General features: G+C 47.1%; 26 protein-coding genes. 6 read left to right on the top strand and 20 right to left on the bottom strand.

The features are described from left to right. The first annotated feature begins 55 nt into the window (after positions 1 to 55). Both ACFFT4_RS12560 and ACFFT4_RS12555 read left to right on the top strand, forming a co-directional pair. Positions 56 to 925 (top strand): aldo/keto reductase, encoded by an 870-nt coding sequence (locus tag ACFFT4_RS12560; protein WP_378048092.1) that lies wholly within the window; start codon positions 56 to 58, stop codon positions 923 to 925. 46 nt (positions 926 to 971) lie between these two features. Then, a complete protein-coding gene (locus tag ACFFT4_RS12555) occupies positions 972 to 1379 on the top strand; it encodes a cupin domain-containing protein (protein ID WP_378048090.1) in 408 nt (135 codons plus the stop codon). Positions 1380 to 1447: 68 nt separating this feature from the next. Here the strand turns inward: ACFFT4_RS12555 and ACFFT4_RS12550 are convergent, their stop codons facing one another. From ACFFT4_RS12550 to ACFFT4_RS12530, 5 genes are all read right to left on the bottom strand, one after another. Beyond that, the gene (locus tag ACFFT4_RS12550) at positions 1448 to 2128 is read right to left on the bottom strand and encodes an ABC transporter ATP-binding protein (protein ID WP_378048089.1); all 681 of its coding nucleotides are present in this window, start codon (positions 2126 to 2128) and stop codon (positions 1448 to 1450) included. Beyond that, positions 2125 to 3252 (bottom strand): ABC transporter permease, encoded by a 1128-nt coding sequence (locus tag ACFFT4_RS12545; protein WP_378048088.1) that lies wholly within the window; start codon positions 3250 to 3252, stop codon positions 2125 to 2127. The genes ACFFT4_RS12550 and ACFFT4_RS12545 overlap by 4 nt, the downstream gene beginning before the upstream one ends. Positions 3253 to 3318: 66 nt before the next feature. Next, positions 3319 to 4698: a sensor histidine kinase gene (locus tag ACFFT4_RS12540; RefSeq protein ID WP_378048086.1), complete on the bottom strand. Its 1380-nt coding sequence runs from the start codon at positions 4696 to 4698 to the stop codon at positions 3319 to 3321. Then, positions 4695 to 5372, bottom strand: coding sequence for a response regulator transcription factor (locus tag ACFFT4_RS12535; RefSeq protein ID WP_378048084.1), 678 nt, complete (start codon positions 5370 to 5372; stop codon positions 4695 to 4697). Before ACFFT4_RS12535 ends, ACFFT4_RS12540 begins: the two co-directional genes overlap by 4 nt. A gap of 57 nt (positions 5373 to 5429) precedes the next feature. Next, on the bottom strand, positions 5430 to 6515 hold the full coding sequence (locus ACFFT4_RS12530) for a serine hydrolase domain-containing protein (RefSeq protein WP_378048083.1): 1086 nt from the start codon (positions 6513 to 6515) through the stop codon (positions 5430 to 5432). 165 nt (positions 6516 to 6680) lie between these two features. On the opposite strand from ACFFT4_RS12530, the gene ACFFT4_RS12525 reads away from it, so the two are divergent. Then, positions 6681 to 7400: a response regulator transcription factor gene (locus ACFFT4_RS12525; protein ID WP_378048082.1), complete on the top strand. Its 720-nt coding sequence runs from the start codon at positions 6681 to 6683 to the stop codon at positions 7398 to 7400. Here the strand turns inward: ACFFT4_RS12525 and ACFFT4_RS12520 are convergent. Beyond that, positions 7339 to 9264: a sensor histidine kinase gene (locus ACFFT4_RS12520; RefSeq protein WP_378048429.1), complete on the bottom strand. Its 1926-nt coding sequence runs from the start codon at positions 9262 to 9264 to the stop codon at positions 7339 to 7341. The two genes, ACFFT4_RS12525 and ACFFT4_RS12520, sit on opposite strands and share 62 nt — an antisense overlap. Positions 9265 to 9497: 233 nt before the next feature. Beyond that, positions 9498 to 9851 carry a winged helix-turn-helix transcriptional regulator gene (locus tag ACFFT4_RS12515; RefSeq protein WP_378048080.1) on the bottom strand — a complete coding sequence of 118 codons (354 nt, stop codon included), beginning with the start codon at positions 9849 to 9851 and terminating at the stop codon, positions 9498 to 9500. Positions 9852 to 10006: 155 nt separating this feature from the next. Here ACFFT4_RS12515 and ACFFT4_RS12510 point away from each other — a divergent pair, with 155 nt between their 5' ends. Beyond that, positions 10007 to 10873: an SDR family NAD(P)-dependent oxidoreductase gene (locus ACFFT4_RS12510; protein ID WP_378048078.1), complete on the top strand. Its 867-nt coding sequence runs from the start codon at positions 10007 to 10009 to the stop codon at positions 10871 to 10873. Positions 10874 to 10919: 46 nt separating this feature from the next. Here the strand turns inward: ACFFT4_RS12510 and ACFFT4_RS12505 are convergent, their stop codons facing one another. The 5 genes from ACFFT4_RS12505 to ACFFT4_RS12485 all read right to left on the bottom strand — a co-directional run bounded on the left by ACFFT4_RS12505 (position 10920) and on the right by ACFFT4_RS12485 (position 16208). Beyond that, complete coding sequence (locus ACFFT4_RS12505; protein ID WP_378048076.1) at positions 10920 to 11369, bottom strand: DUF2269 family protein; 450 nt, start codon at positions 11367 to 11369, stop codon at positions 10920 to 10922. Between the two features lie 76 nt (positions 11370 to 11445). Further along, positions 11446 to 12030: a TetR/AcrR family transcriptional regulator gene (locus ACFFT4_RS12500; protein ID WP_378048074.1), complete on the bottom strand. Its 585-nt coding sequence runs from the start codon at positions 12028 to 12030 to the stop codon at positions 11446 to 11448. Between the two features lie 38 nt (positions 12031 to 12068). Next, positions 12069 to 12980: an SDR family oxidoreductase gene (locus ACFFT4_RS12495; protein WP_378048072.1), complete on the bottom strand. Its 912-nt coding sequence runs from the start codon at positions 12978 to 12980 to the stop codon at positions 12069 to 12071. 245 nt (positions 12981 to 13225) lie between these two features. Next, on the bottom strand, positions 13226 to 14800 hold the full coding sequence (locus tag ACFFT4_RS12490) for an ABC-F family ATP-binding cassette domain-containing protein (RefSeq protein ID WP_378048071.1): 1575 nt from the start codon (positions 14798 to 14800) through the stop codon (positions 13226 to 13228). A 136-nt stretch (positions 14801 to 14936) separates the two neighbouring features. Then, a complete protein-coding gene (locus ACFFT4_RS12485; RefSeq protein ID WP_378048070.1) occupies positions 14937 to 16208 on the bottom strand; it encodes a DEAD/DEAH box helicase in 1272 nt (423 codons plus the stop codon). Positions 16209 to 16840: 632 nt separating this feature from the next. On the opposite strand from ACFFT4_RS12485, the gene ACFFT4_RS12480 reads away from it, so the two are divergent. After that, complete coding sequence (locus ACFFT4_RS12480) at positions 16841 to 17305, top strand: tyrosine-type recombinase/integrase (protein WP_378048068.1); 465 nt, start codon at positions 16841 to 16843, stop codon at positions 17303 to 17305. A 1-nt stretch (position 17306) separates the two neighbouring features. Continuing rightward, positions 17307 to 18050: a tyrosine-type recombinase/integrase gene (locus ACFFT4_RS12475; RefSeq protein WP_378048067.1), complete on the top strand. Its 744-nt coding sequence runs from the start codon at positions 17307 to 17309 to the stop codon at positions 18048 to 18050. Positions 18051 to 18304: 254 nt separating this feature from the next. Here the strand turns inward: ACFFT4_RS12475 and ACFFT4_RS12470 are convergent, their stop codons facing one another. Genes ACFFT4_RS12470 through ACFFT4_RS12435 form a run of 8 tightly spaced genes read right to left on the bottom strand, consistent with a single transcriptional unit; the run spans position 18305 to position 26509 of the window. After that, positions 18305 to 18661: a cupin domain-containing protein gene (locus tag ACFFT4_RS12470; protein WP_378048065.1), complete on the bottom strand. Its 357-nt coding sequence runs from the start codon at positions 18659 to 18661 to the stop codon at positions 18305 to 18307. Between the two features lie 13 nt (positions 18662 to 18674). Next, the gene (locus ACFFT4_RS12465) at positions 18675 to 19997 is read right to left on the bottom strand and encodes a multi antimicrobial extrusion protein MatE (RefSeq protein ID WP_378048064.1); all 1323 of its coding nucleotides are present in this window, start codon (positions 19995 to 19997) and stop codon (positions 18675 to 18677) included. A gap of 29 nt (positions 19998 to 20026) precedes the next feature. Beyond that, positions 20027 to 21370 (bottom strand): MFS transporter, encoded by a 1344-nt coding sequence (locus ACFFT4_RS12460; protein ID WP_378048062.1) that lies wholly within the window; start codon positions 21368 to 21370, stop codon positions 20027 to 20029. A 44-nt stretch (positions 21371 to 21414) separates the two neighbouring features. Then, the gene (locus tag ACFFT4_RS12455) at positions 21415 to 22314 is read right to left on the bottom strand and encodes a sugar phosphate isomerase/epimerase family protein (RefSeq protein WP_378048061.1); all 900 of its coding nucleotides are present in this window, start codon (positions 22312 to 22314) and stop codon (positions 21415 to 21417) included. Positions 22315 to 22340: 26 nt separating this feature from the next. Continuing rightward, a complete protein-coding gene (locus ACFFT4_RS12450; protein WP_378048059.1) occupies positions 22341 to 23423 on the bottom strand; it encodes a Gfo/Idh/MocA family protein in 1083 nt (360 codons plus the stop codon). A gap of 22 nt (positions 23424 to 23445) precedes the next feature. Beyond that, positions 23446 to 24273, bottom strand: a complete 828-nt coding sequence (locus tag ACFFT4_RS12445) for a carbohydrate ABC transporter permease (protein ID WP_378048057.1) — start codon at positions 24271 to 24273, stop codon at positions 23446 to 23448. 1 nt (position 24274) lies between these two features. Further along, the gene (locus ACFFT4_RS12440; protein ID WP_378048056.1) at positions 24275 to 25147 is read right to left on the bottom strand and encodes a carbohydrate ABC transporter permease; all 873 of its coding nucleotides are present in this window, start codon (positions 25145 to 25147) and stop codon (positions 24275 to 24277) included. A gap of 3 nt (positions 25148 to 25150) precedes the next feature. Next, on the bottom strand, positions 25151 to 26509 hold the full coding sequence (locus tag ACFFT4_RS12435; protein ID WP_378048054.1) for an ABC transporter substrate-binding protein: 1359 nt from the start codon (positions 26507 to 26509) through the stop codon (positions 25151 to 25153). Positions 26510 to 26518: the final 9 nt, after the last annotated feature.

The raw sequence follows: 26518 nt of genomic DNA, 5'->3' as shown, positions 1-26518 counted from the left end.
CATCATTCTGGGCCGCGGCACTTCGGAATTAACATCATGCAAAGGAGAAAAAAACATGTTTACTGAAACCTACCGCTTATCAAACGGCGTTGTTATACCCGCATTAGGGCTGGGCACCTGGCTGCTCGACGATGGACAGGCCGAGCAGGCAGTACGGGACGCGGTATCCATCGGTTATCGGCATATCGATACGGCTCAGGCTTATGGGAATGAGACTGGAGTAGGCAAGGGAATCCGTTCTTGCGGCGTCCCAAGAGAAGAACTTTTCATCACGACGAAGATTGCGGCAGAGGCAAAGGACTATGATGCGGTTACGCAATCCATTGATGCGTCTTTGGCCAAACTGGGACTAGACTACATTGACCTTCTGATTATTCACAGCCCGCAGCCTTGGAACGAGTTCCGCGAGGAAAAGCGCTATTTCGCAGAAAACAAAAAAGTATGGAAAGCGATGGAGGCGGCTTATCAATCAGGCAAAGTAAAAGCCATCGGTCTCTCTAACTTCCTGCGGGACGATATAGAGAATATTGTTGCGAGCTGCGAGATCAAACCTATGGTCAATCAGATCTTGGCGCATGTGAGCAATACACCGCTTGAGTTAATTGAGTTTTGCCAAAAGTATGACATTCTGGTCGAAGCTTATTCGCCAATCGCGCACGGTGCAATCCTTGATCACGCAGAGGTTAAGGCGATAGCCGATAAGTACGGCGTATCCGCTGCTCAGCTCAGCCTGCGCTATGATATCCAGCTTGGTCTGGTCGTCATTCCTAAGACGGCAAATCCGGATCATATGAGAATGAACGCAGAGCTTGATTTTGTGATCGGCGACACGGATATGGAGACTTTGAAGAATGTTGAGGTTATCCAAAATTATGGCGAGCACAACTTCTTTCCGGTCTTCGGGGAGAAAAATAAAGTCAATTGATCTTCCGGAGGATATCAATATTAATCGTTTATTTGGGGGATGAAAAATGGCAAAACATGAAGAAGTCAAAACCGGCGTAATTTTCCCCGCGGGGGAGAAGAACGAAGCATTTGCAAAGTATTTTGTGGGACAAAGCTATCTTAAAACGTTGGTCGCCGATCCCCAGGTTAATGTCGGCGTTGGGAACGTGACCTTCGAACCGGGGTGCAGAAATAACTGGCATATTCATCGCAACGGGTTCCAACTTTTATTGGTCACTGGAGGCGAAGGCTGGTACCAGGAAGAGGGAAAAGCTCCCCAATTCCTGAAAGCCGGCGATGTTATTGTGACCCATGATGGCGTCAAGCACTGGCACGGCGCCACAAAAGACAGTTGGCTTGAACATCTTGCCATCACTGCAGGTACCCCGGAATGGTTGGAGCCCGTATTGGACGAGGAGTATAAGAAACTTTAAAAAGAAGCATCTATCTCCTGGAAACTAACGTAGGAAGGAGATAGATGCTTCTTACAGCATTCCATCGATCATCGTTGGGGGATTAGACGGCCGTTCTCTAAATAGAGAACACGATCGCACAACGGCAGAACCCGTTCGTCGTGCGTAACCATTATGGCGCTCTTACCCCGTTCCTTTGCCTCTCCGGCAATCATCCGCACGACGTCCATTCCCCTTGAAGCATCTAGACTTGCCGTCGGCTCGTCCGCCAGCAGCACGGCCGGATCGTTCATGAGCGCTCTCGCGATAGCGACGCGCTGGCGCTCCCCTCCGGACAACTTGTCGGGATAAGCGCTCCTGCGGTGGTCCAGACCCAACTTAAGAAGCAGCTCCCGGACACGTTCGTTCGCCTTTGCCTTGTCCATATCCCCCAACTTTGCGACCAGCATCAACTGTTCTTCTACCTTCAAATACGGAATTAAGTTGGCGCTTTGAAAAATAAACCCGATCTTGTTCAGCCGTATGTCGGACAACGCCTGCTTCTCTTTACCGACGATCGCTTCCCCGTCCAGCCATACTTCGCCGCTTGCAGGCTTAAGGAGCGCGCCCGCTATCGATAGAAACGTGCTCTTGCCGGATCCGGAAGGCCCCATAACAGCGACAAATTCCCCTTCCGATACCTGTAAGCTTAGATGATCGAGCACCGTTCGCTGCATGCCGCCATCCTCGAATGCGTGCGTAATATTGCCCAGGATCATTCTGTGCCTCATGCTGCACTCCTCCCAATCGCATCCAGGGCGTCTATTTGGGTTACCTTCCAGACGGAAAGCAATGATCCGGCGAGCGACATCGCAATAAAGGCTCCGCTAGTATAAGCCAGCGTGGAGATTTGAAGCTGAAAAGGCATTCCGTCAGGCAAGACGGCTTCGATCGCTTGAACAAGCAGCGTGCTGACGATGAGACTCCCTGTTGATAATAGCAGCACTTGCAGGGCAACGCTTCGCGCCAGATACGCCGTTCGTGTGCCAATGGCCTTCAAAATGCCAAATTGACTGCTTTTCTGGATCGTGATGACATAGAAGAACACCGCTAGGACAAAGGATGAAATGATAAATAAGAAGATGATCATCATCCAAAGCGAACCCTGTTCCTCCTTGTATCCCGGGATGGCCGAAACCGCTTCCGATTTTGTAACGATCTCCGAGTCCGGGAAGGCTGTAACAAGCTGCTCCACTTGGTGCTTATTCGCTTTTACGGCAAACGCATTGTAGATCCTGCCCTCTCCGGCTCCATCGCTTCCCGGTCGCGGAGCTGTTTTCAACTGTAGCTGCTCCCAATCCTGCTCATTCAGAAATACCGCCGGCGAATGGCTGAACGATTCATGGCTGACAAAACCGGTTACCGTCCATTTCAAGCCGGAAGTCTGATCGACCAGAACGGCGCCAAGACCAATTCCCGAATCCTTCAGCTTGCGATCCACCACTACTTGCCCACTCTCGTCCGATGTGATTGCTGTACCTTCGGTCACCTTGGGCATCAACCAGCCCTCCGGATTTATGCCAAGAAGCGTCACGTCCAGCTTGCCGGTCGTCCCTTCCGCCATCATGACAGTCATTTTGACGCCAAGCGGCTGCACGTTCTCCTGTCCCGCGATCAAGCCCGCTTGTCCCCCTACCTCTTCGTTAAGCTGCGAACGGGTAAAGCGATGATTCGAATTCTTCTCCATAATAAAATGCGTAGCGCCCATATTTTGAATCGATGCCGCGTTATCGTAGGCGAGCCCTCGAGCAAGCCCGGTAACGAACAGCACCAAGAAAGCGACGAGCAGCATAATTATCGCAATTAGCGAATAACGGACTTTAGCGAACCTCATTTCTCGAATGGCCAGATACATCTTGCTTCCCTCCTCTTGGATGTCTCCAGTATAGGAAGCGAATATAAATGGCGCATAAATAACAAATTACAATTTGGGAAGCGTCACCGTAAAGCGGGTCCCTGCCCCTGGCGTGCTGCTCGCTTCGATCGTTCCCTCGTGCAGCTGCAAAATCCTCTTCACGATGGCCAGCCCCAAGCCCGTCCTGCCCGAAGAACGTTCTCGCGCGCGATCAACACGGTAAAAACGATCGAAAAGAAAGGGTAAATGCTCGGGAGCTATCCCTTCTCCCGTATCCGAAATAACGACGCGGGTATGCGACTGCATATCCTCTGCGTACACTTCGATACTGCGGCCTGACGGAATATAGTTCACCGCATTGCTCAACAAATTTGTCCATACTTGCATCAGAAGCACTTCATCGCCATGAACCGAGATGGTTTCCGGAACGGATAGCTTAAGCAGCAAATTCTTCTCTTCCAGCTGCCATTGCAGTATTTCTGCGGCTTGACGGATATGACTGCGCAAGGAAAAACGCTTTTTGTTCAGCGCCTCTTCTCCTTGTTCCAGTGTAGAAAGCAGCAGAAGCTGTTTGCTCAGCATGGAGAGGTGACGGCTCTCCGCTTCCACAATCGATGCATATTGGAGGCGTTCCTCCTGCGGCAAATCGCTTTGTGCCAATACCTTGGCGAATCCTTGAATGGAGGTAAGCGGCGATTGGATCTCATGCGAGACATTCGATACAAATTGCTGGCGTGCCAGATCGACCCGCTCCAGCTCCCGGCTCATTGTCATAAAATGCCCAGCTAGCTGACCGATCTCATCCCTTCTTCTCGTCGTCAGCCGAAGATTATAGTTCCCTTGGGCAAGGCGTTTGGTCGCTTCGGTCAGCCGTGTAATCGGCTTGACGATATAGCGGGTACTGACCAAGAAAAACAAGATGCTGATAATGATGGTCAGCAATCCGACCAACGCGAAGAAGGTGCGAAGCTCGCCGAACTGCAGCAGGACATCCGGCCGTATAAACAAGGCGAGGGTCTTCCCGGACGCTTGGACGGGCACGCCTACCGTATTGCTTAAATGATTCTCGAAGAAGCCGGTGATGAATGGCTTATTCGGAAATTGCGCCACACCGTGGTAGATACCGCCGTCAAGAACAATCCTGATGTTATGCTGGTTCAGATCTTGCTTACGGAAGCTCCTTCCATAGAAATGCGATTCTTGTTGCCCATCCGTCAAATAGATTTCGTATCCTAAAGCCGCTGCATTTCGAAGGTATGGCTCCATGCCCGAAGGATCGAGTTCAATAAAACGCTTCATATTCTCGGCAATGGATACAAGCTTCGCGTCGTTATACGGTTTAAGCTTTATGTGGTAGTAAATATTCGAAGCGAGGAACCCCAGCGTACTGCTGGCGAAGATAACGGCCAATGTGATCAGAAACACGCGGTAGTATAGACTTTTCATTTGTCCCTCACCACAATCTTGTAGCCGATGCCTCGAACCGTCTGGATAACAAAGTCATCCGCGTAATCGGCAAACCGCTGGCGCAACCTGTTGATATGCACATTAACCGTATTGTCGTCTCCTTCATAATTCTGGCCCCATACGAGACGGATCAAATCGTCGCGGGAAAATAGTCGCCCCGGGTACTGTGCCAGTTGGGCCAACAATTCAAATTCTTTCATCGGCAGTAAAATAACAGATTGGCCGTCATTCACTTCAACGTTTTTGCGATCAATGGTAATACGATGCATCCGAATGAGATCATTCGACGCCCGATTATAGCGGCGGAACAGCGCCTTGACCCGGAAGAGCAGCTCTTCCGGTTCGAAAGGCTTGGTCACATAGTCGTCCGTTCCTTTTAGATAGCCTTGTTCTTTATCCGACAGCTGGTCTTTGGCCGTAAGCAAAATAATCGGGATGTCGTAGCGCTGCCGAATATGCTCGCATAACTCAAACCCGTCCATGTGCGGCATCATCACATCAATAATCGCGATGTCGATCGGGGAACGTTCCATCACCATTACCGCCTCGGCTCCGTCGCAAGCTTCATGTACACTGTATCCTTCACGGGTCATGACATAACGCACCAGCGCTCTAATATTTGAATCATCGTCTGCCAGCAGCAGATGGTTCAACATAATCCCCCTCCCCTGCATACTAGAGGGAAGCAAGCGAAGCGGAATCTACGTCCGCTAGGCTATCCCCAATCTGTTCTTCAACTCGCCAATAATAGACGAGCCCGCATCGTTTTGGGAGTACAGATTTTTCGTAAACCCAACGGCAAGATCTTGCCCGGGGTCGGCGAAAGCGATAGAGCCTCCATATCCGCCATGCCCGAATGCCTCGAGACGAGGTCCTATAATGGAGTTCTCTTGCCCGACCTCATATCCCATTCCTCTGGGCAGCAGAACGCCATCCTTCAATCTTAACGGCGCCGTCGCAAGCTTCATCCGCGAATTCGGCAGCAGTTGAACGCCGTCAACCCCTCCGGGAAGCAAAGCGGCATAATGCCGGGCTATCGAGCGGGCGGACATAATGCCATTGCTTGCCGGAACGCAAGCCCGCCTGGCGGCCGGCGTATTCATCCATTCATGCAGCGGACTGATCCATGCGGGGATGGCTTGAGGGCGGTCTTCATCGACGCTCGGCGGAACGAAACCGGGTTCTTCAAGGAGGGCCACCCGATGCTCCATCCCATCCGGCAAGCCGACATACATATCCGTTATGCCAAGCGGATCGCAAATATCTTCCTTCAGGATCTGGGAGAAGGCGCGTCCGTCGACCCGGCGTGCGATCTCCCCCAGAATCCAGCCATAGGTAATCGCATGATATTCCATATGCTCGCCCGGAGGCCACTGAGGAGTAAGCCGGGCAATCTCCGCGCACATCTTGTCCCAATCGCTAAGATCCGCCACGCCGATTCCTGTCGGCATGTGCGGAATGCCGGTCGTATGGTAGAGCGCATGCCGGATCAATGCCTCCTCCTTCCCGTTCACGCCGAACTCGGGCCATATGTCGCCGATTTTCGCATCATAGTCCAGTTGTCCCCGTTCGGCAAGCAGATGGATAACCGTCGCCGCAACGCCCTTCGTTGTCGAGAAAACCGGGAACAGCGTATCGCCGTCAACCGGCGTTCCGCTTGCTTGGTCGGCGATCCCGGCAAAAGCGTCGACGATAAGCTCGCCCCGGTAATAAACGGCCAGCTGCAGCCCCCGTTCGCTGCCCTCCCGGACTTTTTCCTCCAAAAAAGTCTGCATCGCATGCTGTATATCTCTCATTCGCCATTCCTCCTCGAGCGTATGTCCTTCATCCGTTCCTTGCCCAAGAGCTCTTTTAATGTGAAATCGAAACTGAAAAATCATTTAAAATCATAGCATAATTTGATTTAATGAAGAATAGATGAACCCTTTGTGCGACCGTGAAAAAGGAAGGAGCAGCCTATCATGTCGGCAACTATATTGATTATCGACGACGATGCGGATTTTCAAGAGATGATTCGATTGTTTTTGGTTAACGAAGGTTTTCGGGTCGCGGAGGCTTTGAACGGCAAACAAGGCTTGTCCATGCTGCAGCGACAAATCCCCGATCTTATCCTATTGGATTTGCAAATGCCCGACGTTGACGGCGCAACCTTGTGCAAACGCATCCGCCAAACCTTTAATCGCCCTATTCTATTTCTATCGGGAAACAAACAGCAGGAACATATTCTGAATTCTCTCGCGTCCGGCGGCGACGACTATATTACGAAACCCTTTGATCCTTTGGAGCTGGTGGCGAGAATCAAATCCAATTTGCGATGGAGCGCACAGATCGCGGCTACGAAAATAAGCGGCCAAAGGCTGTCTTATCCCGGATTGGAAATCGACTTGGAACGAATGACCGTTGCAGTGAATCAACGTCCGGTAACTTTGCTGGCCAAAGAACTGCACTTGCTGATTACGTTCGCCCAGAATCCGCATAAAGTCTTTCATCCGAAGCAGCTGTACGAGCGGGTTTGGAACGATCCTGCCAGTTATTCCATCGACACCGTAAAGGTCCATATTTCTCAATTGCGCCGAAAAATCGAATCCAATCCGGCGCATCCGAGCTATATTCGAACCGTCATCGGTTTTGGGTATAAATTCGATCCGAATCCGGACGCGGTACATTCGCGGGCAACTTGAAGCAAAATCGGCTGCCTTGGCCCGGCTGGCTTTCCGCCCAAATGGAGCCTTTATGGCGTTCGACGATCTCCTTCGCGATCGCAAGCCCGATTCCGCTTCCGCTCAGCTTACTGGCGGGATCTATCATGACCGCGCGATTAAATATCGTTTCGAGATACTCCGGGGCCATCCCTTCCCCTTCATCCTCCACGCATACAAGGACTTCCCCGTTTTCCGAATTCGCTTGCAGACGGACAGTCCCCCCTATCGGAGAAAATTTGCATGCATTGTGCACCAGATTGGCAAGCACGCGGCTTATCTCGTGAGAATGAATCGATACCATAGTAGCCGAATCTACCAAAACCGAAGCTTGCTCATGCAGATCAGCCATGCGGATCGTTGCAGACGACGATTCGAATTCGCGCCGGATCCAATCCGCGAACGGAATCGTTTCCAGAGTCGCGATTTCTGGAGGAGAACGTTCGAGGCTGCTTAATTCAAACAAATCGTCGATAAATTTATTGATATAAAGAACTTTATCGTACAAGGTATTCAGAAATCTGGCCTTCGCTTCCGGTTCGATTTCGATTCCATGCAGGATTGCCCGGATTCCGCCTTGTACGACCGCAAGGGGTGACCGAATGTCATGGGAGATGTTCTGCAGCAGCTCGTTGCGCGTTTGATGCCTTTGTTCGTTCAGCTCGTTCTGCCGCAGCGCGCGTTCTTTATCCATGCGGGCCTGCCTTAATTGGTAGGACAGCGCAATCGCGAACATCACATATTCGGCAATCGATCCAATCTGGAAGCCATAGTGGGTAAGAAAGCTTTCCTGCATCAAGCTGTAAGTGTTCAGTATCGTAGGCGCAGCGAATCCAAGGAACGGAATTGCCGCCAAAATGACGTATCGCGCTGCCAGATTGCCTCTCCATATGCACCAGACGGTGCTGACGACAAGCAGCAGGGCAAACAGGCTTTCGTACAGGATGGCCATTGTCGCATATCCCGGCCAATGCAGCAGCGAAGCGACCAATACGAGCGGGGACACAATATTCAACAGCCGATAGACAACAAACATGCGCGGAGCATAGGTCCGAAGCTGCCAAATTTGACCCAGGAACAAAAGCCCGAACCAGAGACAGGAAATAAAGAAAAAGTAGTCGATCCCTTCGTAATTGCCGAATACGCGCAGCAAGAATGTCATTGCCCGGTTTTCCTCGCCCAGGAACTCTTTCAAAAGTCCGTTCCACACGAGCTGCGAGATGCTGAAGCACAGGATATACATAGAGTAATAGAAGTACACGGCAATCCGGTTAAAAATAAACATGGACAGCATATAAGCAGCCATCATCAAGACAAATCCGTAATAAATGCCGAAAAACACGTAGTTATGCTTCAGCTTGCCAAGGAAAGTGCCGTTATCCATCAATTCGATCGGAATAATCATGGACCCGTTGATTTTGCATCTGATATAGATGTCCACCGGCACGTCCGCAGGCAGATGGATGTAATACGACGTGAAATGTTCGTTTACTTTCTCCAGGATGCCGGATTGGCTGGCGCCGGTGGCATGCTTGTCGAAAACATACAAGCTGAACTGTTCAATGACCGAATTGTTCACGCGAATCACCCACTGATCGCGGGAGGTATGATTAACGACCGACGTTCGGACCCAGTAGGTTCCGGCAGTTAGCCCGAAAGCGGATTTCCCTTCAGCGGGCTGGAAGCGTTCCGCCACGGCAGCGGTTTGCACGTCCGCGAATGTCAACCTCCCCTCCTCGTCAGCCAAAACATCCATTTGATCGTTTACGGAATAGTTGTCCGTATTCTCCTGCAGTTCGATAACCTTGCCGTAAGATGGCGCAGAAGCCGACGGAGCAGCAAGCATACACACCGCGGCAACGCCTCCGGCTAGCAAAAAAATGGAGAGAGCGAAAAACCAATTACGTCCGATAATCGCCTGCTTATTTTCCAATGGACTACCCCCGCCATGAACCGTCATTTGCGCCGCTCTTGCTTTCGTTCTCTCCCTTTACTTCTTACCTGCAAAACCATTCCCGTTCATTTCTTTTCCAAATCGCCGCCTTCATTCCGACAGCACGACTGGCTCGACTAAGTTTTCTATATTTTGTCCCCTTGCACCTGAATATCATAGTCTTTCCACTTCTCTCCCCACCCCTGCATGGCGTAGTACACCTGGAGGAAATCCATTCCCTTGTCTGTCATGGAGTACTCGACGGTTACAGGTACGGTTGCAAACACCTGGCGGCGAATGATGCGGGCCTGTTCCAAGGAACGCAATACTTCCGTTAGCGATTTGGTGCTAATGTTGCCTAAGCCTCTTCTCAGTTCATTGAATCGTCGAGGAGCTGTAGCTAGCTCGCCAATGACCCAGAATGACCACTTGCTCCCCATCACCTGCATGGCTTCACCCAATGAGGCGGAGCATTCTTCTTTCTGGCTGTCTGTATACATGACATTCACCTCGCCAATTACTTATAGTAAGCAGCTTCATTAAAGCAAACTAAATAAGAAAAAAGTGCCTTCTTCAACCCTATAGTTGATTCCATTATACTTCATAGTAATTCAATTATGAGAAACGGCCTAAATCGTTGGGGGGTAAAATCATCATGCGTACGATTGTAATAGCCGGAGGAACCGATGGGATTGGAAAGCAATTAGCCTTACAATTTATACGTAATGGGGAACATGTCATTGTTATCGGTCGTAGTTCGAAGAAAGGCGAGGATTTGCGACTTGAGGCAGCAAAGTTAGGCGGAAAAGACAGGTTCTTATTTCTCCAAGCAGATTTAAGCCTTGTTTCGGAAAATATTCGGATCGTCCAACAGGTAAGTGAAAGCGTAAATCACATCGATCTACTCCTTCTTTGCGCGCAATCCCAGAAATACAGCAAAGCGTATCGGGAGACAACAGATGGATTTGAGCAACATTTCGCATTGTATTATTTGAGTCGATTTATTCTCAGCTATCAATTTCGAGAACTGCTTCGGAACAGCGCGGCCCCTCTTGTTATCAACGTTTGCGCTCCGGGCGTGAAGGGGGATATCCAATGGGGAGATTTGCAACTTCGAAACCAAAGACCATTTAATAGTATTAAAGCCATTATGCATGGCAGCAGACTCAATAATCTGCTGGGTGTGGCCTTTGCCCAAAGCGCTGAAGATACGAATATCAAATATGTATTATTCAATCCCGGAGCCGTCCAAACAAAAGGGGCGACGGAAGCATTCGATCACAAGCTGATAAAAACATGGGTCAAGCTCATGTACAAAATCATCGGACTGCCTGTTCAGAAAGCCGTAGACCCCGTCCTTCATTTCGTACAGTCGCCGCCAGAAGAATCGCTAACCGCTTATAAACAAAACAAAAGATTAAATATTGCTCAAGTTATACGAAACAAAGATCAATCCGAAAGACTGCTTCACCTTACACTAGAATTAATTAAGCGCAAACACGGAAACTTCAAGATCTGCTAACGTGTATATCGGGCTTCCGCCACCACCTCCTATGTTACAGCGGTATTTAGAACATCGGCTTAATGACCATCAGTACGGTTACCGCCAGGGACAGCAGTTGGGCAGTCGTCTCCATAGGCGAAATTCTCCGCATTGCCAGCCTGACATCGGCGGATAATTCATGGCCTTGCCTTTCCGAGGCGAGTTGGGCGAGCCGTTTTGTACGCGGTTCGATTAAACCGACAATGGTGACGATTAAGATCAGCGATAATAGAATGGAGAGATTTAGCCACATTTCAGAGAACCCCGTTTTGGCAATCACCATTAGCCAAATACCGGTCAGTACGAGTACCGTGCCGCCGATTTTAGAAAACAAGGCAACCTTGGACGTAATGTCGAAAATAAAGCGAAGCTGGTCCGTCGTTTTGGCCGATCTGCGGATAATAGGCACCACGAAGGCTGAACCGATCACCGCTACCGCAGCGAATATATGCAACACTAGCAACCATCCGTACAAACGATCAACTCCTTTTTAGTGAATCGGCATCTCGTTCCGATAAGCGAGACCGTATGAACCTTAACCACGACGATCTCTATTTCATCAATATTTTCAGCAGAAGATCAACTTCCTGTGTCCAATCCATTCCGATTACCTTGGCGTCTTGAAGTATAAGACCGTTAACAACCGAAAAATATAGAATCAATTGCTTGTAGGCATCGCCCTCCGAGAATACTCCTTCTTGCTGCCCTCGGACAAAGATCGGGATAATCTGTTCAATGGTTTCCTGTGGGGAATACCTCTCGATGGCTTCCCTCGCCTTACTCGGAACGACTTCCAACGTTAGCGCCTGTTGAACGAGCAGGAAATATAGCCTGTGGTTCTCATCCAACATTTGAAGCGTAAACGCCTTTAGTTGCTCAAGAGGCGAACCGGAGAACTTTGCGATATCCCGGATGGCTTTCCGGGATTCCTCGATCGCCTCTTCCACGAGAAGCGCAAAGATCTCGTCTTTGGATTCAAAGTAGCGGTACGATAAACCTTGGCTAATCCCGGCCTCCTCCGCTATCATGCTCATTTTCGTGCCGACGAGACCTTTTTCCGCAAATATTTTGAGAGCCGCTTTTTTGATCTGATCCTTGCGTTCTTGTTCAGATTGCATTTTTTCTATTCTTGGCATAGGTTATCCCTCTTCCTTTTTCGTACGTCAGTCTCGCATTAAGCCTGCGACAAACGGATCTGCTCCTCGCTCGCTTCCCATAGCTTCTTCGCTGCCTCCATGTTGCTTGCCTGTGCTGACAGCGTCCCAACGCGCTTATCGACGTAGTAACGCCCGTTCTCCAAGTTCTTGTTGTCGGTATCCGCCAGCCATACCAACGTCTCTGCGCCCTTCTCGGGTGTTCTGGCGAACCACATCATTACGGTCGCCGTCATCCGGGCCATCCATCCGTTGTCCCGATTGAAATTCGTGGCGACAAGTCCGGGATCGAAGCTATACGCTGCCACATTCGTGCCTTTCAACCGTTGCGTCAGTTCTGTAGTAAACAAGATGTTCGCCAGCTTCGACTCGCCATATCGGAAATTAGGGCCGCCCTTCAGCTTCCCAAGAAAATCAAAATAACGCTTACCGCTCAGATCGTCGAAATCGATGCCTTTCCTGGCCATTTTATGGCCGTGGGATGACGTCGTAATGACACGGGCATGTTCGCTCAGCATCAGTCTATCAAGCAAAAGCCTCGTTAACAAGAATGGCGCGATATGATTGACCGCCATGGTCATCTCAATTCCATCCTCCGTCAGCTTATGATCGACGAACATCGCACCTGCATTATTGATCAGAATATCGATCTTGGGGCATTTCGCTAATATTTCGTTTGCCGCGCGGCGGATCGAACGCTGTGAGGACATGTCGGCGATGAAGACGTCCACCGTGATCCGATTACCGAAGGACGCCCGGATCCCATCCGCAACCTCGTTAGCTTTGATCGTATTACGCGCAACAATCCCCAAATTCGCCCCTCTCGCGGCTAGCTCTTGGGCAGCTGCCAATCCAATTCCGCTCGTCGCACCGGTAATCACCACATATTTTCCTCTTACATTCTGATCATTTGTTTGATGAATTCTGTCCATTCAGAATCCCTCCCCGTTATATTGAATGATCCATTCATTCACTTAATCGATTATAATGAACGGTTCATTCATTTGTCAATGGGGGGGGATGGGAATCGAGAATCTGAAACGAATCGGCGTATATGCCGGTTTTCACCGTCACAACTATAAAGCGAAAATGAAGGCACTCTGTCGAATGCCTTCTCTGCATAGCTTATCATGTTGCCTGCTTGCTACCGTCTAGCATCAAAGGTGGGGCTTCTCTCTTACAAGCTCCGTTCGGTCACTCCCGTTACCGGATCGAAGGTCAGCATCTTGGTCCCGATCTTATCGATAAAGAAGCGATCATGGCTTACCGTAATGACTGCGCCGGGAAAATGGATCAGAGCTTGCTCCATCACCTGTATGCTCGTGAGGTCCAGATGGTTGGTCGGCTCGTCCAAAATGATAACGGCCGAACCCGAGAGTAGACACTTAGCCAGCGCCACCCGAGCTTTCTGCCCGCCGGACAGATTGCCGATCGCCTTGCTCAGATCCGCCTCCGAGAATTGCAGCATAGCCAGGAATTTGTTCACCTTTTTGCGCGGAGCGTCCAGTCCCAATCCATACGTATTTACCGCGTGGCTGACGGTGTCCTTAGGATCGAGTTCCTCCCACATCCGGTTGAAGTAGGCGTAGTTGACGCCTTTCTCCCAAACAACCTCCCCGGATTCCGGCTTCTCCTGCCCGGTAAGCGCCTTAATGAGCGTGGACTTCCCGCTTCCGTTCGGTCCCACGATGACCAAACGATCTTCCTTCTGAATATCGAAGCTAACGTTCTCGAAGATCTGCCTGCCCTCGTAGGTCTGCCCGATCTCCTTCACTTCGCACAGCTTGTCCGGGAAGCGCAGCCTCTCGTAGATATCGGTAATCAGCACGTTAACGGGATGCGGCTCTATCCGCTTCTTGTTATCCGCCAGCTTCCGCGAGAGACGGTCCTTGGAACCGGATTTCCGGTTCGCGCGATTGTCGATCGCCTCGGATTCCATGAGCAGCAGCTCTTCCTCCCACTCGAACTGGCGGTCCAGCTCCTTTTTGCGCATCTTCTTCTTACGGACGTAATCCGTGTAGTTGCCTTCGTATTCCTGAAAATGATAGTTCTCGATCTCGATCGTGCGCGTGACAACCTTGTCGATAAATTGCCGGTCATGCGATACCAGAATCATGGCTCCCTTGAATCGGTACAGCCACTGCTCCAGCCATGCGATCCCTTCCATATCCAAGTAGTTCGTCGGTTCGTCGAGCAGAACGACATCAGGCAACTCGATAAGCATCTTCGCGAGCGCCGCACGGTTACGCCATCCCCCGGACAACTCATCGATTGGCTGATTGCGGGATCTGTCATTAAACCCTAACTTCGTAAGCACCGTATTAATCTCGACGGACACGTTCCAGCCATCGAGATGATCCATCTGCTCGAATAACTCCGCTTGCCTGGCCAGCAGCGCATTCATCTCGCTATCGTCGGTAACCGCACCCAGTTTATCTCCGACCTCTTGCAGTTCTCGTTCAATAAGGGCAACCTGCTCGAAGCATGCTTCCAGTTCTTGTTGAACGGACAAGCCTCCGCTAAGTTCCGAGAATTGCGAGAAATATCCGATTTGCACCTGAGGATCTATTTCTACTCTGCCGGACGTCGGCTCTTCCTTGCCCATGATGAGCTTAAATACCGTCGACTTGCCGGCGCCGTTCCGTCCAATTAGGCCAATACGTTCCCCTTGCATAACTCGAAAATAAATGTCGCGAAAGATCATGGACTCTTCATACTTCTTCGTGACGTTCTCCAACCGTATTACGCTCATGGCGATCACCTCATCCATAGTAACTTAATCAGTTTTTGCGGAAACGAGAAGGATACCCTTTCTTATAACTGAAATAATCCTACAATAGAAAGGCACCCGATTGGGTGCCTTCTCTGTAATAAAAACTTTAACCGGCTTACTTTCTAGTATTGGATCGCCGTCTGTGGCGGCGGCCAGCTCCGCCGCTATGTCCGCGAGCATCGTCCTTGGATGGCGCATTGTTAACTTTGACTCGGTCCGCCACGACCGTCGCCGGTTCCGGCTTCGTAATGGTCATCGGGTAAGGATGATCGGTAATCACCGGAATTCTCTGCTTCGTCAACTTCTCGATTTCCTTCAGATAAGGAATCTCCTCGTTTTCGCAGAACGAAATCGCGATCCCACTTAAGCCCGCACGCCCCGTACGGCCGATCCGATGTACGTAAGTCTCCGCGATATTTGGCAAATTAAAGTTAATCACGTGCGATAGTTCCTCAATGTCGATGCCCCGTGCCGCAATGTCTGTCGCCACCAGCAAGCGTGTCGCACCGCTTTTGAAGTTATTCAGCGCCGCTTGTCGGGCATTCTGGGACTTGTCGCCATGAATCGCTTGCGCAGTAATCTTCGCTTTCGTCAAGCCTCGCGCTACCCGGTCCGCACCGTGCTTCGTACGGGTGAACACGATAGCGCTCGCGATCGACTTATCCTGCAGCAGATCGATCAGCAGCGGCAGTTTATTCGGCTTGTCCACATAATAGAGGACCTGTTGAATCCGCTCCGCCGTTGAGGAAACAGGAGTAATCTCAATTTTCACCGGATTCTTCAGCAAAGTGTTAACCAAAGATGTGATCTCGGACGGCATAGTCGCAGAGAAGAATAACGTCTGCCGCTTGGCGGGCAGCTTGGCAATGATTCGCTTCATATCATGAATGAATCCCATATCAAGCATCCGATCGGCTTCGTCCAACACCAGAATCTGCACGTGACGCAGATCAACGAACCCTTGGTTCATCAGGTCGATCAACCGTCCCGGTGTTGCAATCAGAATGTCCGTGCCTCGCTCCAACAGCTGCTCCTGAGCCCTCTGCGTGACACCCCCCACGATCACGCCGCAGCGCACATTCGTGAAACATCCGTAAGATTTGGCATTGTCGGAAATCTGAATAGCCAACTCACGCGTAGGCGTCAGGATCAGTGAGCGTATAACGCGCTTGCCTTTCGGGGGACCCTGCTGTGTACTCAGCAGTTGGATGATCGGCAGCAAGAAGGCCGCTGTCTTGCCGGTCCCTGTCTGGGCGCAGCCAAACAAGTCACGGCCTGCCAGCACCGGGGGAATCGCCTGCTCTTGAATAGGCGTGGGCTGCGAATAATTTTCCTTAGCTATCGCTTTAATAATAGGGGGAATCAACTGCAATTGTTCAAACGTCATAAAGTCTCCTTCTTCAAGAACCAGTCAATACGCAAGTTTCCATACTAGTATTATACCCTAGAAAAGGAGTAGAGCTACACTTTCACTGAAATAGTGATAACGTTTGATAGCCTCAGCATCATTTGGACGGCATTACGCAATGCATAAACATCCTCCCATCCTCGAAAGAAGAACCGAAGCAACGCAATTTTCCTGAAGCTGCAATTGTTTCGTTACGTTAAAATCGGGTTGCTGTCGCTCGAAGTCCGTTTCTTCTTCCATCAACTGTTCTGATGCAAGCGCCATCAATGCCTCATTATGACGTTCATACGATTCCATGTTAAAACACAAAATAAAAACCCTTCCGAAGAAGGGCTTGTTTGTAGGTATGGTGCGGTCAAGAGGACTCGAACTTCCACGGTATTGCTACCACTGGCACCTGAATTTGACGGGGTGCTAGGAGGTGAATGTTTTTCCCGAAAAACCCGAAATGCCTTGATATATAAGGGCTTTTCGGTCAGGTCAAATTTTTCGGACAAGCCCGCTTTTCCTTAAAATTTGCAAGTGTTTAGCGAGTTCATCAAACTAAAAGTTTACCGCGCCAGATGGCTTTCAGTCGCGCTAATCCTTTTCCGCTCATGGAACTAACCAATATGAAAGTTTCCGACTTCCATGCCGATGAAGGAACCATTCATATCCCATTAGGAAAAGGACGAAAACCGCGAGTCGTGCCGATTCAAAAAACTTGCCAATACGAGCTTGATAAATACATTAGGGAACGAGGAAGGCAGCCTTTCGACGATCTATGGATTACGCTGAACAATACACCATTTCGTTATGAAACAGTAAACGGAATGATTATTAATCGCTGCAAAGCTGCAAACATACAAGGAACTAGAGGTTCTGCCCACACCTTCCGACACACGATGGCAAAGTTTTACCTTCTAAGTGGCGGAGATGCTTTTTCCCTTCAACAAATTTTAGGGCATACTTCCATAGAAATGACACAGCGGTACATTGATTTATTCAGCAGCGACATTCATAACCAACATAGTAAAGCAAGCCCTGTTGAATTTATCACGACTCCAACTGAAATAGAAGAACGGGGGGAGTGGTAATGTGGCACGTCGCACCAATTCCCTGACCGTCGCTCAAGAGGTCGCAACGGAAGCACTAACAGAGCAAATCACGTTTGACCATGCCCTAAAATCATTTACATTGCACAACCGAGCTAAAAACTTATCACCAAGAACGTTGAATTTTTATGAAGAAGCACTTCGGAGTTTTCAAAGAGCGCTTAAAGAACAGCAATTATCGCTGGAATTGGGTAGCATCACTGCAAAGCTAATTAAACAAAACTATATTATGTACATGTTAGATAGCGGATTAGCCAGCAACACGGTAAATAATCGAATTCGAGCATGCAAAACCTTCTTCAGATTTTTGTATGAGGAAAAATTTATAACGAATAACATTGTCGATCAATTCCATTTAATCAAGACCGAGAAAAAAATGATTCAAACGCTGACGAAAGAACAAATGGTCGAGCTCTTGGGACAGCCGGATCAACGAACATTTACCGGCTTCCGCGATTATAAGATCATGCTGCTTTTACTCGAAACAGGGATGCGAATCAGCGAATGCATGGCCTTAGAGCTAAGCGATATTAACTTTAAGGAGCAGGAAATTTCAATCAAAATGGGGAAAGGCAGAAAATCGAGGCGGGTTGGCGAAATTTTATATTATCAACGGCGGAGACATTTTCACGCTACAACGGATTTTAGGACACTCCACTTTGGATATGGTCAGGCATTATGTCGAATTATTCAGTACCGACATCCAATTGCAACATCAAAGATATAGTCCGGTCGAGAATATGGGGCTTCGTCGGAAGATACGATAATATGTCCATCATATTGAGAGTCAGTTGTCTGAAACATTAGGCTACTGACTCTCACATTTGTGAATTGTGCATATTGGATTACCTGCTGGTATTGTAGGCAGCAGACCGCTCGTTTAAATCCATAGAGCAACTCTTACTCTCTTGCATTTCATTATCGATTATTTAAATATGTGTCCACTACCCTTCTACACATGGCATACTACCTCGTTTGACCTTATTCTCCAATCGTCTTGCGATCCGGCGCGGAATAAGCAATAATCATGCGACATGGTTCCCAACTCGTCACTTTGGCATTATGGGGTACATTCCTGGGGATGCGCAGCATCATGCCGGGTTTCAAATGGAAAGTTTCGTTGCCGAGCGTATGATCGCATTCTCCGCTTAACACAAAAATCACTTCTTCACAATTGGGGTGATAATGACGCGGATTTTCAGTTCCGGCGTTGATATACACCATACCGAAAGTCATTTCGCATTCCGGGTCAATTTCTTGGCCGCACAACCATTGAATACCGCCCCATTCCATAGGAAGCAAATATTTTTCTTCATTCAAATCTGTAACAGTAGCCATTTGATCCACCCTCTCAATTTCCATTCAATGGTAACTCATTTAGCTTGATTTTTGATAATCGCATAACCAGCAGAACAACTGATATTTCGCTGAGCATGCCAATTGACTGTGCCAGCGATCCAATCATTCCGTTTAAATGAGGAAAAAACATAATACAAAAGATTAATATGCCGAACGTCATCAACACGTTTGAGCTTTGCGACAATAGCATGATTTTTGTCCGACCGCTTAACATGACAAGCCCATTGCAGTAATCTAACCAAGGAAACACGAATGCAAAAATCATAAATATTCGTAGTATTTTCAAGCTTTCATTCATCAGTAACTGGTCAATTCCCATAATATAGTGCATAACCCATAGGCCTAAAGGCGTATAGCATAGCAAAGCCATAATTAACAGCGGAATAAGGCTGGCAAGCTGAATAAATTGCCTAGCCTTTTTCCGATCGACATTGTAAAAATTAAGCACAATCTGATGCGAATAAGATACCAGGCTTGTAATAAGGTTTGTTAAACTAGCGGCAATGGCGAAAGAAGCGATAGATAATTCAATGTTATTCGTGCGCCCGAGCAGGGCATTGGTCAACGGTTCAATTGAAACGGCAATTATAGAAGAGTAAAGAAGCGGCTGATAAAATCTAAAAATATGCTTTTGAGATACCGCTGGACGATTTGTGTCAGCCAACTTTAACCGTTTAAGCACTCTGACGCCCAAAATAATGCTCACTGCGCATTCAATTGCCATACCCGTGAAGAATATGATAGCTCCAATTTTTCCGCTACTAACCTGATCTGTCCTGATAAAATAAACAGAAAGCATGTACATAACGGCAAGCCTGATAACCATGCCGACGGTAAGCCACTTGGTTTGCCTGTTAGAAATAATAATTCCCTGGAAAAGGCCGCGCAAACCGGAAAATATACCGACAAACATTAAGATTCGATATATATCCAAAATCGGCTTAACTAACGCATCATCAACTCCAAAAAACCGTCTGAAAATAAATACCCCTAAATGAGTATATGCAATAATCAGACCAAGAGAAACGATGCCAATAATGACAAGTGTTGTCACAATCGCCATTGAACGAAACGATCGACGATCACTAACCAGTCTTGAGCAGGTTTGTCTTAAAAGCACAGCCGGTCGTTCGACGATACCCATTAAACTAATCGCAATTGCATAAGCAGCTATAACGATTTGCGGGTTTGCAGATCGGGCAAGCGTGCTGCTGATGATAAGATGTGAGACTGTAACCAGGCATGCTGCGACACTAAGCGGTAAGAAAAATGCAAAAATTTGAGACAAACGCAACGGCTGCTCGTTCACTGACATAAATGTTTAAACCTGTTTTGGCACAAACATTAGTCCCTTCTTTCTTTACCATGCGCCAACCTGAATAAAATCCATCCCACCCCGAGAAGGATAGCTAGCAACAAATAGATATTACTATACACATACATATCATTGTCACCGCTAATAATTGGAATGATTTGTTGGTCAAATGTGTGATGAGTGAGCATTAAGCCGACTATCGAAACAGGTATGGATCTTCCGCAACCGACGGCCAAAAAATAAATGCCCATTCCAGCTCCTATCTTATCCTTTGGCAACAGTCTGGTCACCGAGCTTACAAATCCCGTGAATATGAATGGATAACTTAACGTAAACAACATAAAGGAGAACCATGCAAAGTAAATTGATTTTCCCATGAATAGCGCAAATAACAGCGAACTTGAAATAAACAACAAACATCCCATATAGAACATTTTATTGATACCAAACCTGTGAATGGTTCTATTAACTACAATCCCTGCGATAATCGCAGGGATTGTAGAAGAAACAAACAAAAAGCCTACTTCTACCGTACTTAACCCGTATGTTTCTTTCATGACGAAAGGAAACATAAACATCATGCAGGAATGTGCCCCAAAAACTAATACAGTAATCGTTAAAGTCATTTTAAAACGGGGGATTTTCAGCAAAGAGAAATTGAAGAACGGATAACGATGTCTATTTGCGCGCCATGTGTAATATCCGAACATTAAAATTGAAATAACAATGCCATACACATTCAAAAAAGTAATGGACAAAATTAAAAGCGATACGCACACCGTCATCCATATTGCGCCAACAATATCCACTTGCTTATCTTTCTGTCCCCTGTCGTCAGGAAGATATTTAAGAAAAAACGGCAATGCCAGTATCGTAACGATCGGCAACAGATAAGAAAAAGTCCATGATATATATCCTGCGAGCATGCCCCCAATTGCAGCTCCTAGCCCTGCAGACAATTGATACATCACCGGAATAAAACCAATATACTTGGGCTGCTCTTTTTTCGGAAAATACTTCGTAATAAATATAATGTAGCAGCCTGTAATACACGCCGATCCAATACATTGAACAACACGACCCAGCACAACTGTAAAAAACCAGTCATGCATGATGAAACCGAATATCGAACCTATGCTAAGCGTAATAATTCCAAACACGAAAAGCTGCTTCATACTAAACTTATCTGTAAGTGTCGCGTACACGGCTGCGCCAATGCCAACGATTAGACCGCTGGACGTAACGACAAGACTCACAGTTGCTTTCGTAATTCCAAATTCATCCGCTATACTCGGAGAAATGATTTGAAACATATTTTCGTTAAAGGACTGCATAAATTGAAAGAATACGATCCAAGGCAATACAAGCCGCAATGTCTTATATTGCCTCGAATCTTCATGAGCTAGGTGAGCAGTACTCATGCTTTAAATATAGATTCGATAAACTGTTTGGATTGACGAATGACTTCAACCTCGCCAAGTTGATCCGCCGCATCGAGTGAAGAATAATGCGGATCAAACGTCATCATCACTTGGGGATCGTGTTTAACAATCTCTTTCATGATGGCTGCATGATTAAAATCATCCTTACCCGGAATACCGACCTTCAGAAACTTTCCATAAGGGTGGGATTCGTCCGCCGAATCAGGTTTGCCGAATCCCCCCTTCAAGTGGACTTGATCGACGTGGCCTTTAATATGTTCATAAGCGTCTACTGACGCATATCCACCGCCAATCCATTCGTTGACAATATCCCAGTTCACTTTCAGATTCGGATGATTAACTAACTTGATCATAATGCCAAGTTCCTTCGCGCTCCCTGTTAATGTTGGAGGCTCATTTTCAATAATCAGAATTTTATTATATTTAGCGGCAGTTTCTGCGTGCCTGCGCATAATCTTCGCATTATGTTGATAATGAATTTCTTTATCCTCATCTGACAATCGATCAAACCCTTCAGGTTTAGATAAAGAATACGTGCGAAGATATTGCGTATTAAACACATTTGCCAATTGACTCAGGTGCTCTAATTTCGCCAACATTTCAATATGAAAGCTTTCGTCGTAATTATCATAGGTTGGCGGTCCGGAAAATGAACATGGATTAATTGCCCAGGAGGTAAGCGCGCTTACCTTCAAGCCATTTGCATCCACCTTCCGTTTTAAATCAGCCGCTTGCTCCAATGAAATCATATCAAGTCTGCTGCCGTCGAGTTTAGCCCGGATATCTATATATTCAAACCCTAATTGTTTGGCAATGCGCAGAGCTTCCTCAAAAGAATCCGTTCCCAGCACATCGGTAATAACACTGAATTTCATTTAGATACCTCCAAGTATTTTGAAGCTTAGTCGATAGAAACCCATTTGTCGCCAGGAGTCTTAAACGCATCAAATATTTTAGTTAAGTGCACAGCTTCGGCCAGCGTTCCTTTCTCGAGTTTTGTTCCATTTAATACAGCATTGGCAAAGTAATTAACGCTTTGAACCATACCTTGCAAAACCATGTTCTTGTTATATAATTGCCCCAGTGAATTTTCCGGCTCCCAATAAACTGGACCGTCCGCCGGATCATCCCCAATGTAGTCAAGAATCTTTCCGTAATTCCCCGTACCTTGCGAGCCTTTGTAATAGATCAATTTCATTCCGTTATCGATTACCAGATTTTGACGATTCCCAATGATCTCCACTCTTTCCACCGGACTTGTGGCAGCTTGAGTGGCAACAATGTGTAACGAACCGATTGCCCCTGATTTGAATTTGAAAATCGCTTGTGCGTTTCCGCTTGGCTGGTGATCTGTAAAGAGCAATTCCTTTACATCGCCCATTAAATAGTGGATACCTGACATCGGATGACAAATATCCAAAAACCAATTTAAATTTGTTCTCGTTTTAATGTCTTCTTGATAAGGCGACAATTTCAAATTATACCGTCCCCCTACCGATACCGCCTCACCGAAATTACCGCTGTCGATAATTTGTTTTGCTTTTGTATACGTAGGGAAGAAATACCGTTTATTAGAAACCTGCACAAATGTGCCCGATTTCGCCTCCAATTCAAGTAATCTTTCGCCTTCTTCCGCTGTATATGCCAATGGTTTTTCCATCCATACGGGAATGCCGGCAGCCAAAACGTCAGGTACGATCTTCGGATAAAGCGGGTGTCCATTCGAGTCATAATTCAATACAACAAATACGGCGTCGAGTTTCTCTTTTTTGAGCATTTCTTTATAATCCGAATAAGCGCGTTCCGCTCCAAACCGCTTGCGGTATATTTCGGCACGTTCCAGCGACAAATCGCATACCGCCACAAGATCAATCGGCGTATAATCAAAAGTTGGATACACATTGCGCAACGCATGCGCGCCGCAACCGATAAAACCTACTTTTATTTTTCTGTCATATTCATAGTTAAATAAAATTCCGCTCATTGAAAATCACCATTCCTTATTATTATTTGTTGGCTCCTGCAGACATCCCGGATGTAAATTGTCTCTGGAAGATTAGATATACCAGGATACTCGGAACCATACTGATTAGAGTACCGCCGAAAACAAGATTATAATTCGTTACATATGACCCTTGAAACGAGAACAAGCCAAGCGATACTGTAAAATTCTCATTACTGATTAAGAGAACAAGCGGCAGTAGAAAATCGTTCCAAATATTCATAAAAGTAAATACCATAAGGGCAACAACACCAGGTTTTGCAACAGGAAGCATAATGAATATAAATGTTTTCCATTCCTTGGCTCCATCAACATACGCCGCTTCTCTCATTTCGGTCGGAATATCCTTAAACGAATTTCTCATCAAAAATATCGAGAACGGAAGCGCCAAGCTGGCTGATACAATTGTAAGCCCAGTCAAGGTGTCGATAAGCCCCAATGATTTCATTTGATAGAATATCGGGATAATAATCGCTTGAACGGGTACGGCTATACCCATTAAGAACAAATAGAACAATAAATTGTTGCCTTTGAACCGCATTTGAGCGAGTGCATATCCGGCGGGACATGCAGTGAGGAATACAATAGCCATTCCGCCGATTGTGGTAACTGCACTATTTAACAGATAGCGGTCAAAATTCCCAAGACTCCATGCCTGCTTGATATACACGAAATCCCATGATTTCGGCAAATTAAATGGCTTGCCGAAAATCTCGGCGTTTGTCTTGAATGCTCCAATGAATACCCAAATTATCGGACAAACTGTAAATATTAAGCCCAGCAACAGTACGATCCAGATTGCGCGACGAGACATTTTGGCACGCTTGTCCATTTTAATCCCGTCCTTCCCGCAATGAGTTGAACAACACAGTCAGTACGATGACAATGATTGCTAATATTACGCTGCCTGCCGCGCCATAACTGACATCATACATCGCAAATGCGGATTTATATACATATGTTGCCACAACCTCGCTTTTGTAAAACGGCCCGCCCTGTGTCAACGTCCATATGAGAGCAAAACTTTTCAATCCCCAAATGATAACCATACTGATTACGATGTTCATCGTATTCTTCAAGGACGGAATCGTAATGCTCCAGAACTTGCGTACCGGGCCTGCCCCATCAATGTCCGCCGCTTCGTATAAAGAATAGTCGATAGACTGCAGTCCGGCCATGAACAAAATAAAATATAATCCATACCCCGACCATGCGCCCGCAATAATGATTGCGGGTAACACCGTCCAAGGATTTCCGAGCCAAATTTGTGATATACTTTCCAAACCTATCGCTTTCAGAAAAATATTAATCGGACCGATATTAGGATCATATATTTTCGCCCACAGCACGCCTACGACAGGAAGCGATAATACTGCCGGCAAATAATACCCGGCTCGGAAAAACAGTTTGCCTTTGTTAACTTTACCGACCAGAACGGCGAGGATCAGAACAGGAATAACAATAATAATCAAATCCAGAACGACCCAGAGTAAGTTATGCTTCAAAGCTAAACCAAAGATTTTGTCTTGAAAAGTTTCTATATAATTTTCCAATCCGATGAAATTCATATCCGGACTGCTTCCGTCCCAATCAAACAGGCTTAATCGTATAGCCTCAATCATCGGGTAAATCATAAATACGCAATAAAGCAGTAATGCAGGGGCTACAAAAGATAGAACAACTCCCGATCGTTTTAGGGTTTTCATTGCTTATTCCGCTGCTTTGGTAAGCTCAAAACCATCGTCACGATCTTTTTGAGCGCCCGCTTCAATATTGTTCATAGCATCCTGAGGTGAAACGAGTCCACCAACTATACCTTGAAAGTTTTGAAAGTATGCTTCTTTTGTAGCTGGCCCAAGATATAAGCTCGGATTGAAACCGGAACCGCCTTCAACATCTTTAAGGATTTGTTGTAAGATTAGTCCTGGAGGCGTAATACTTACAGCCGCTTTTGATGCAAGCACTTCGTCATAGGTTGGTTCTGTCATTAAAACTCCTGCCAGATCAGTAAGAACGTAATCAAGGAACTTTGCAGTCAATTCCGGATCTTTGGCTTTCGCAGGTACAACCCAAGTTAATCCGATTCCACCAGTAGGATTACTTACTTCACCTTCAACAAACGACGGCATTGTAAATACGCCAATTTTATCCTGCATATCGCTTGCTACAACGTCTGAAATCGTCCATGCTCCACTGACCATCATTGCCGCTTTGCTATTCGTCAAAAGCGCAGTTGCGTCCGCAGAGCTTTGGGAAACCGCTTCTTTAGGAATAAATCCTTTATTTACCCATTCTTTGATCATTTCAGCAGCTTTCACAAACTCTGGGTCATTCCACTTCCCTTTTCCGTACATCACATCTTCAACCTTTTGTGTTCCAGCCACAGTTTCCAAGATGTTGCCAACCAACCAACCAACATTGAATCCGTCACGAGCCCCGACTGTAAGAGGCACTACGCCGCTATCCTTCAGTTTTTGCATAACCTCCATAAATTGGTCGCTTGTCGTCGGAACGGAAACCCCCGCATTTTCGAAAATCTCTTTATTATAATAAACTTCAATCGTGTCAAGCATATGAGGCACTTCATAGATCGTCCCGGAACTGGATGCCAAACCATAAGCGGAAGGCAATAATTTATCCTGCCAATTATTGGCGGCGTACATATCATTCAACGGCATAATAAGTTTTGCTTTTGCCAGAATGTCAATCCATCCGGGTCCACCATTAATCATAATGACATCAGGCGGTTCAACCCCGGAATTTAGAAGCGTTGTTAATTTACCGGAATCCACCCGAACATCACTTGGCGTGATTTCGACATCTACGCCAGGATTTTTACTTTCAAAATCCTCGGCTATTAAATCCCATTGATGTTTTTGAACGTCATTGCTGAAATTGCCTCTCATAACAACGAGTTTTTTATTTGTGCCAGATGCGCCAGTTTCAGCAGCTTTCGTGCTCTCCGGCGCCTGACTCGCCGGATCATTGTTGTTTGAAGACGATGAACAACTTGCAGCGATAAGTGCTGTTACTACGAACAAACTGATGATCGTAATTAATCTTTTCATCTGCATTCC

Origin of the sequence: Cohnella cellulosilytica (genome assembly GCF_042431195.1) — a bacterium.
Taxonomy (GTDB): Bacteria; Bacillota; Bacilli; order Paenibacillales; family Paenibacillaceae; genus Cohnella; species Cohnella cellulosilytica.
This window is presented reverse-complemented; position numbering and strand designations above follow the sequence as displayed.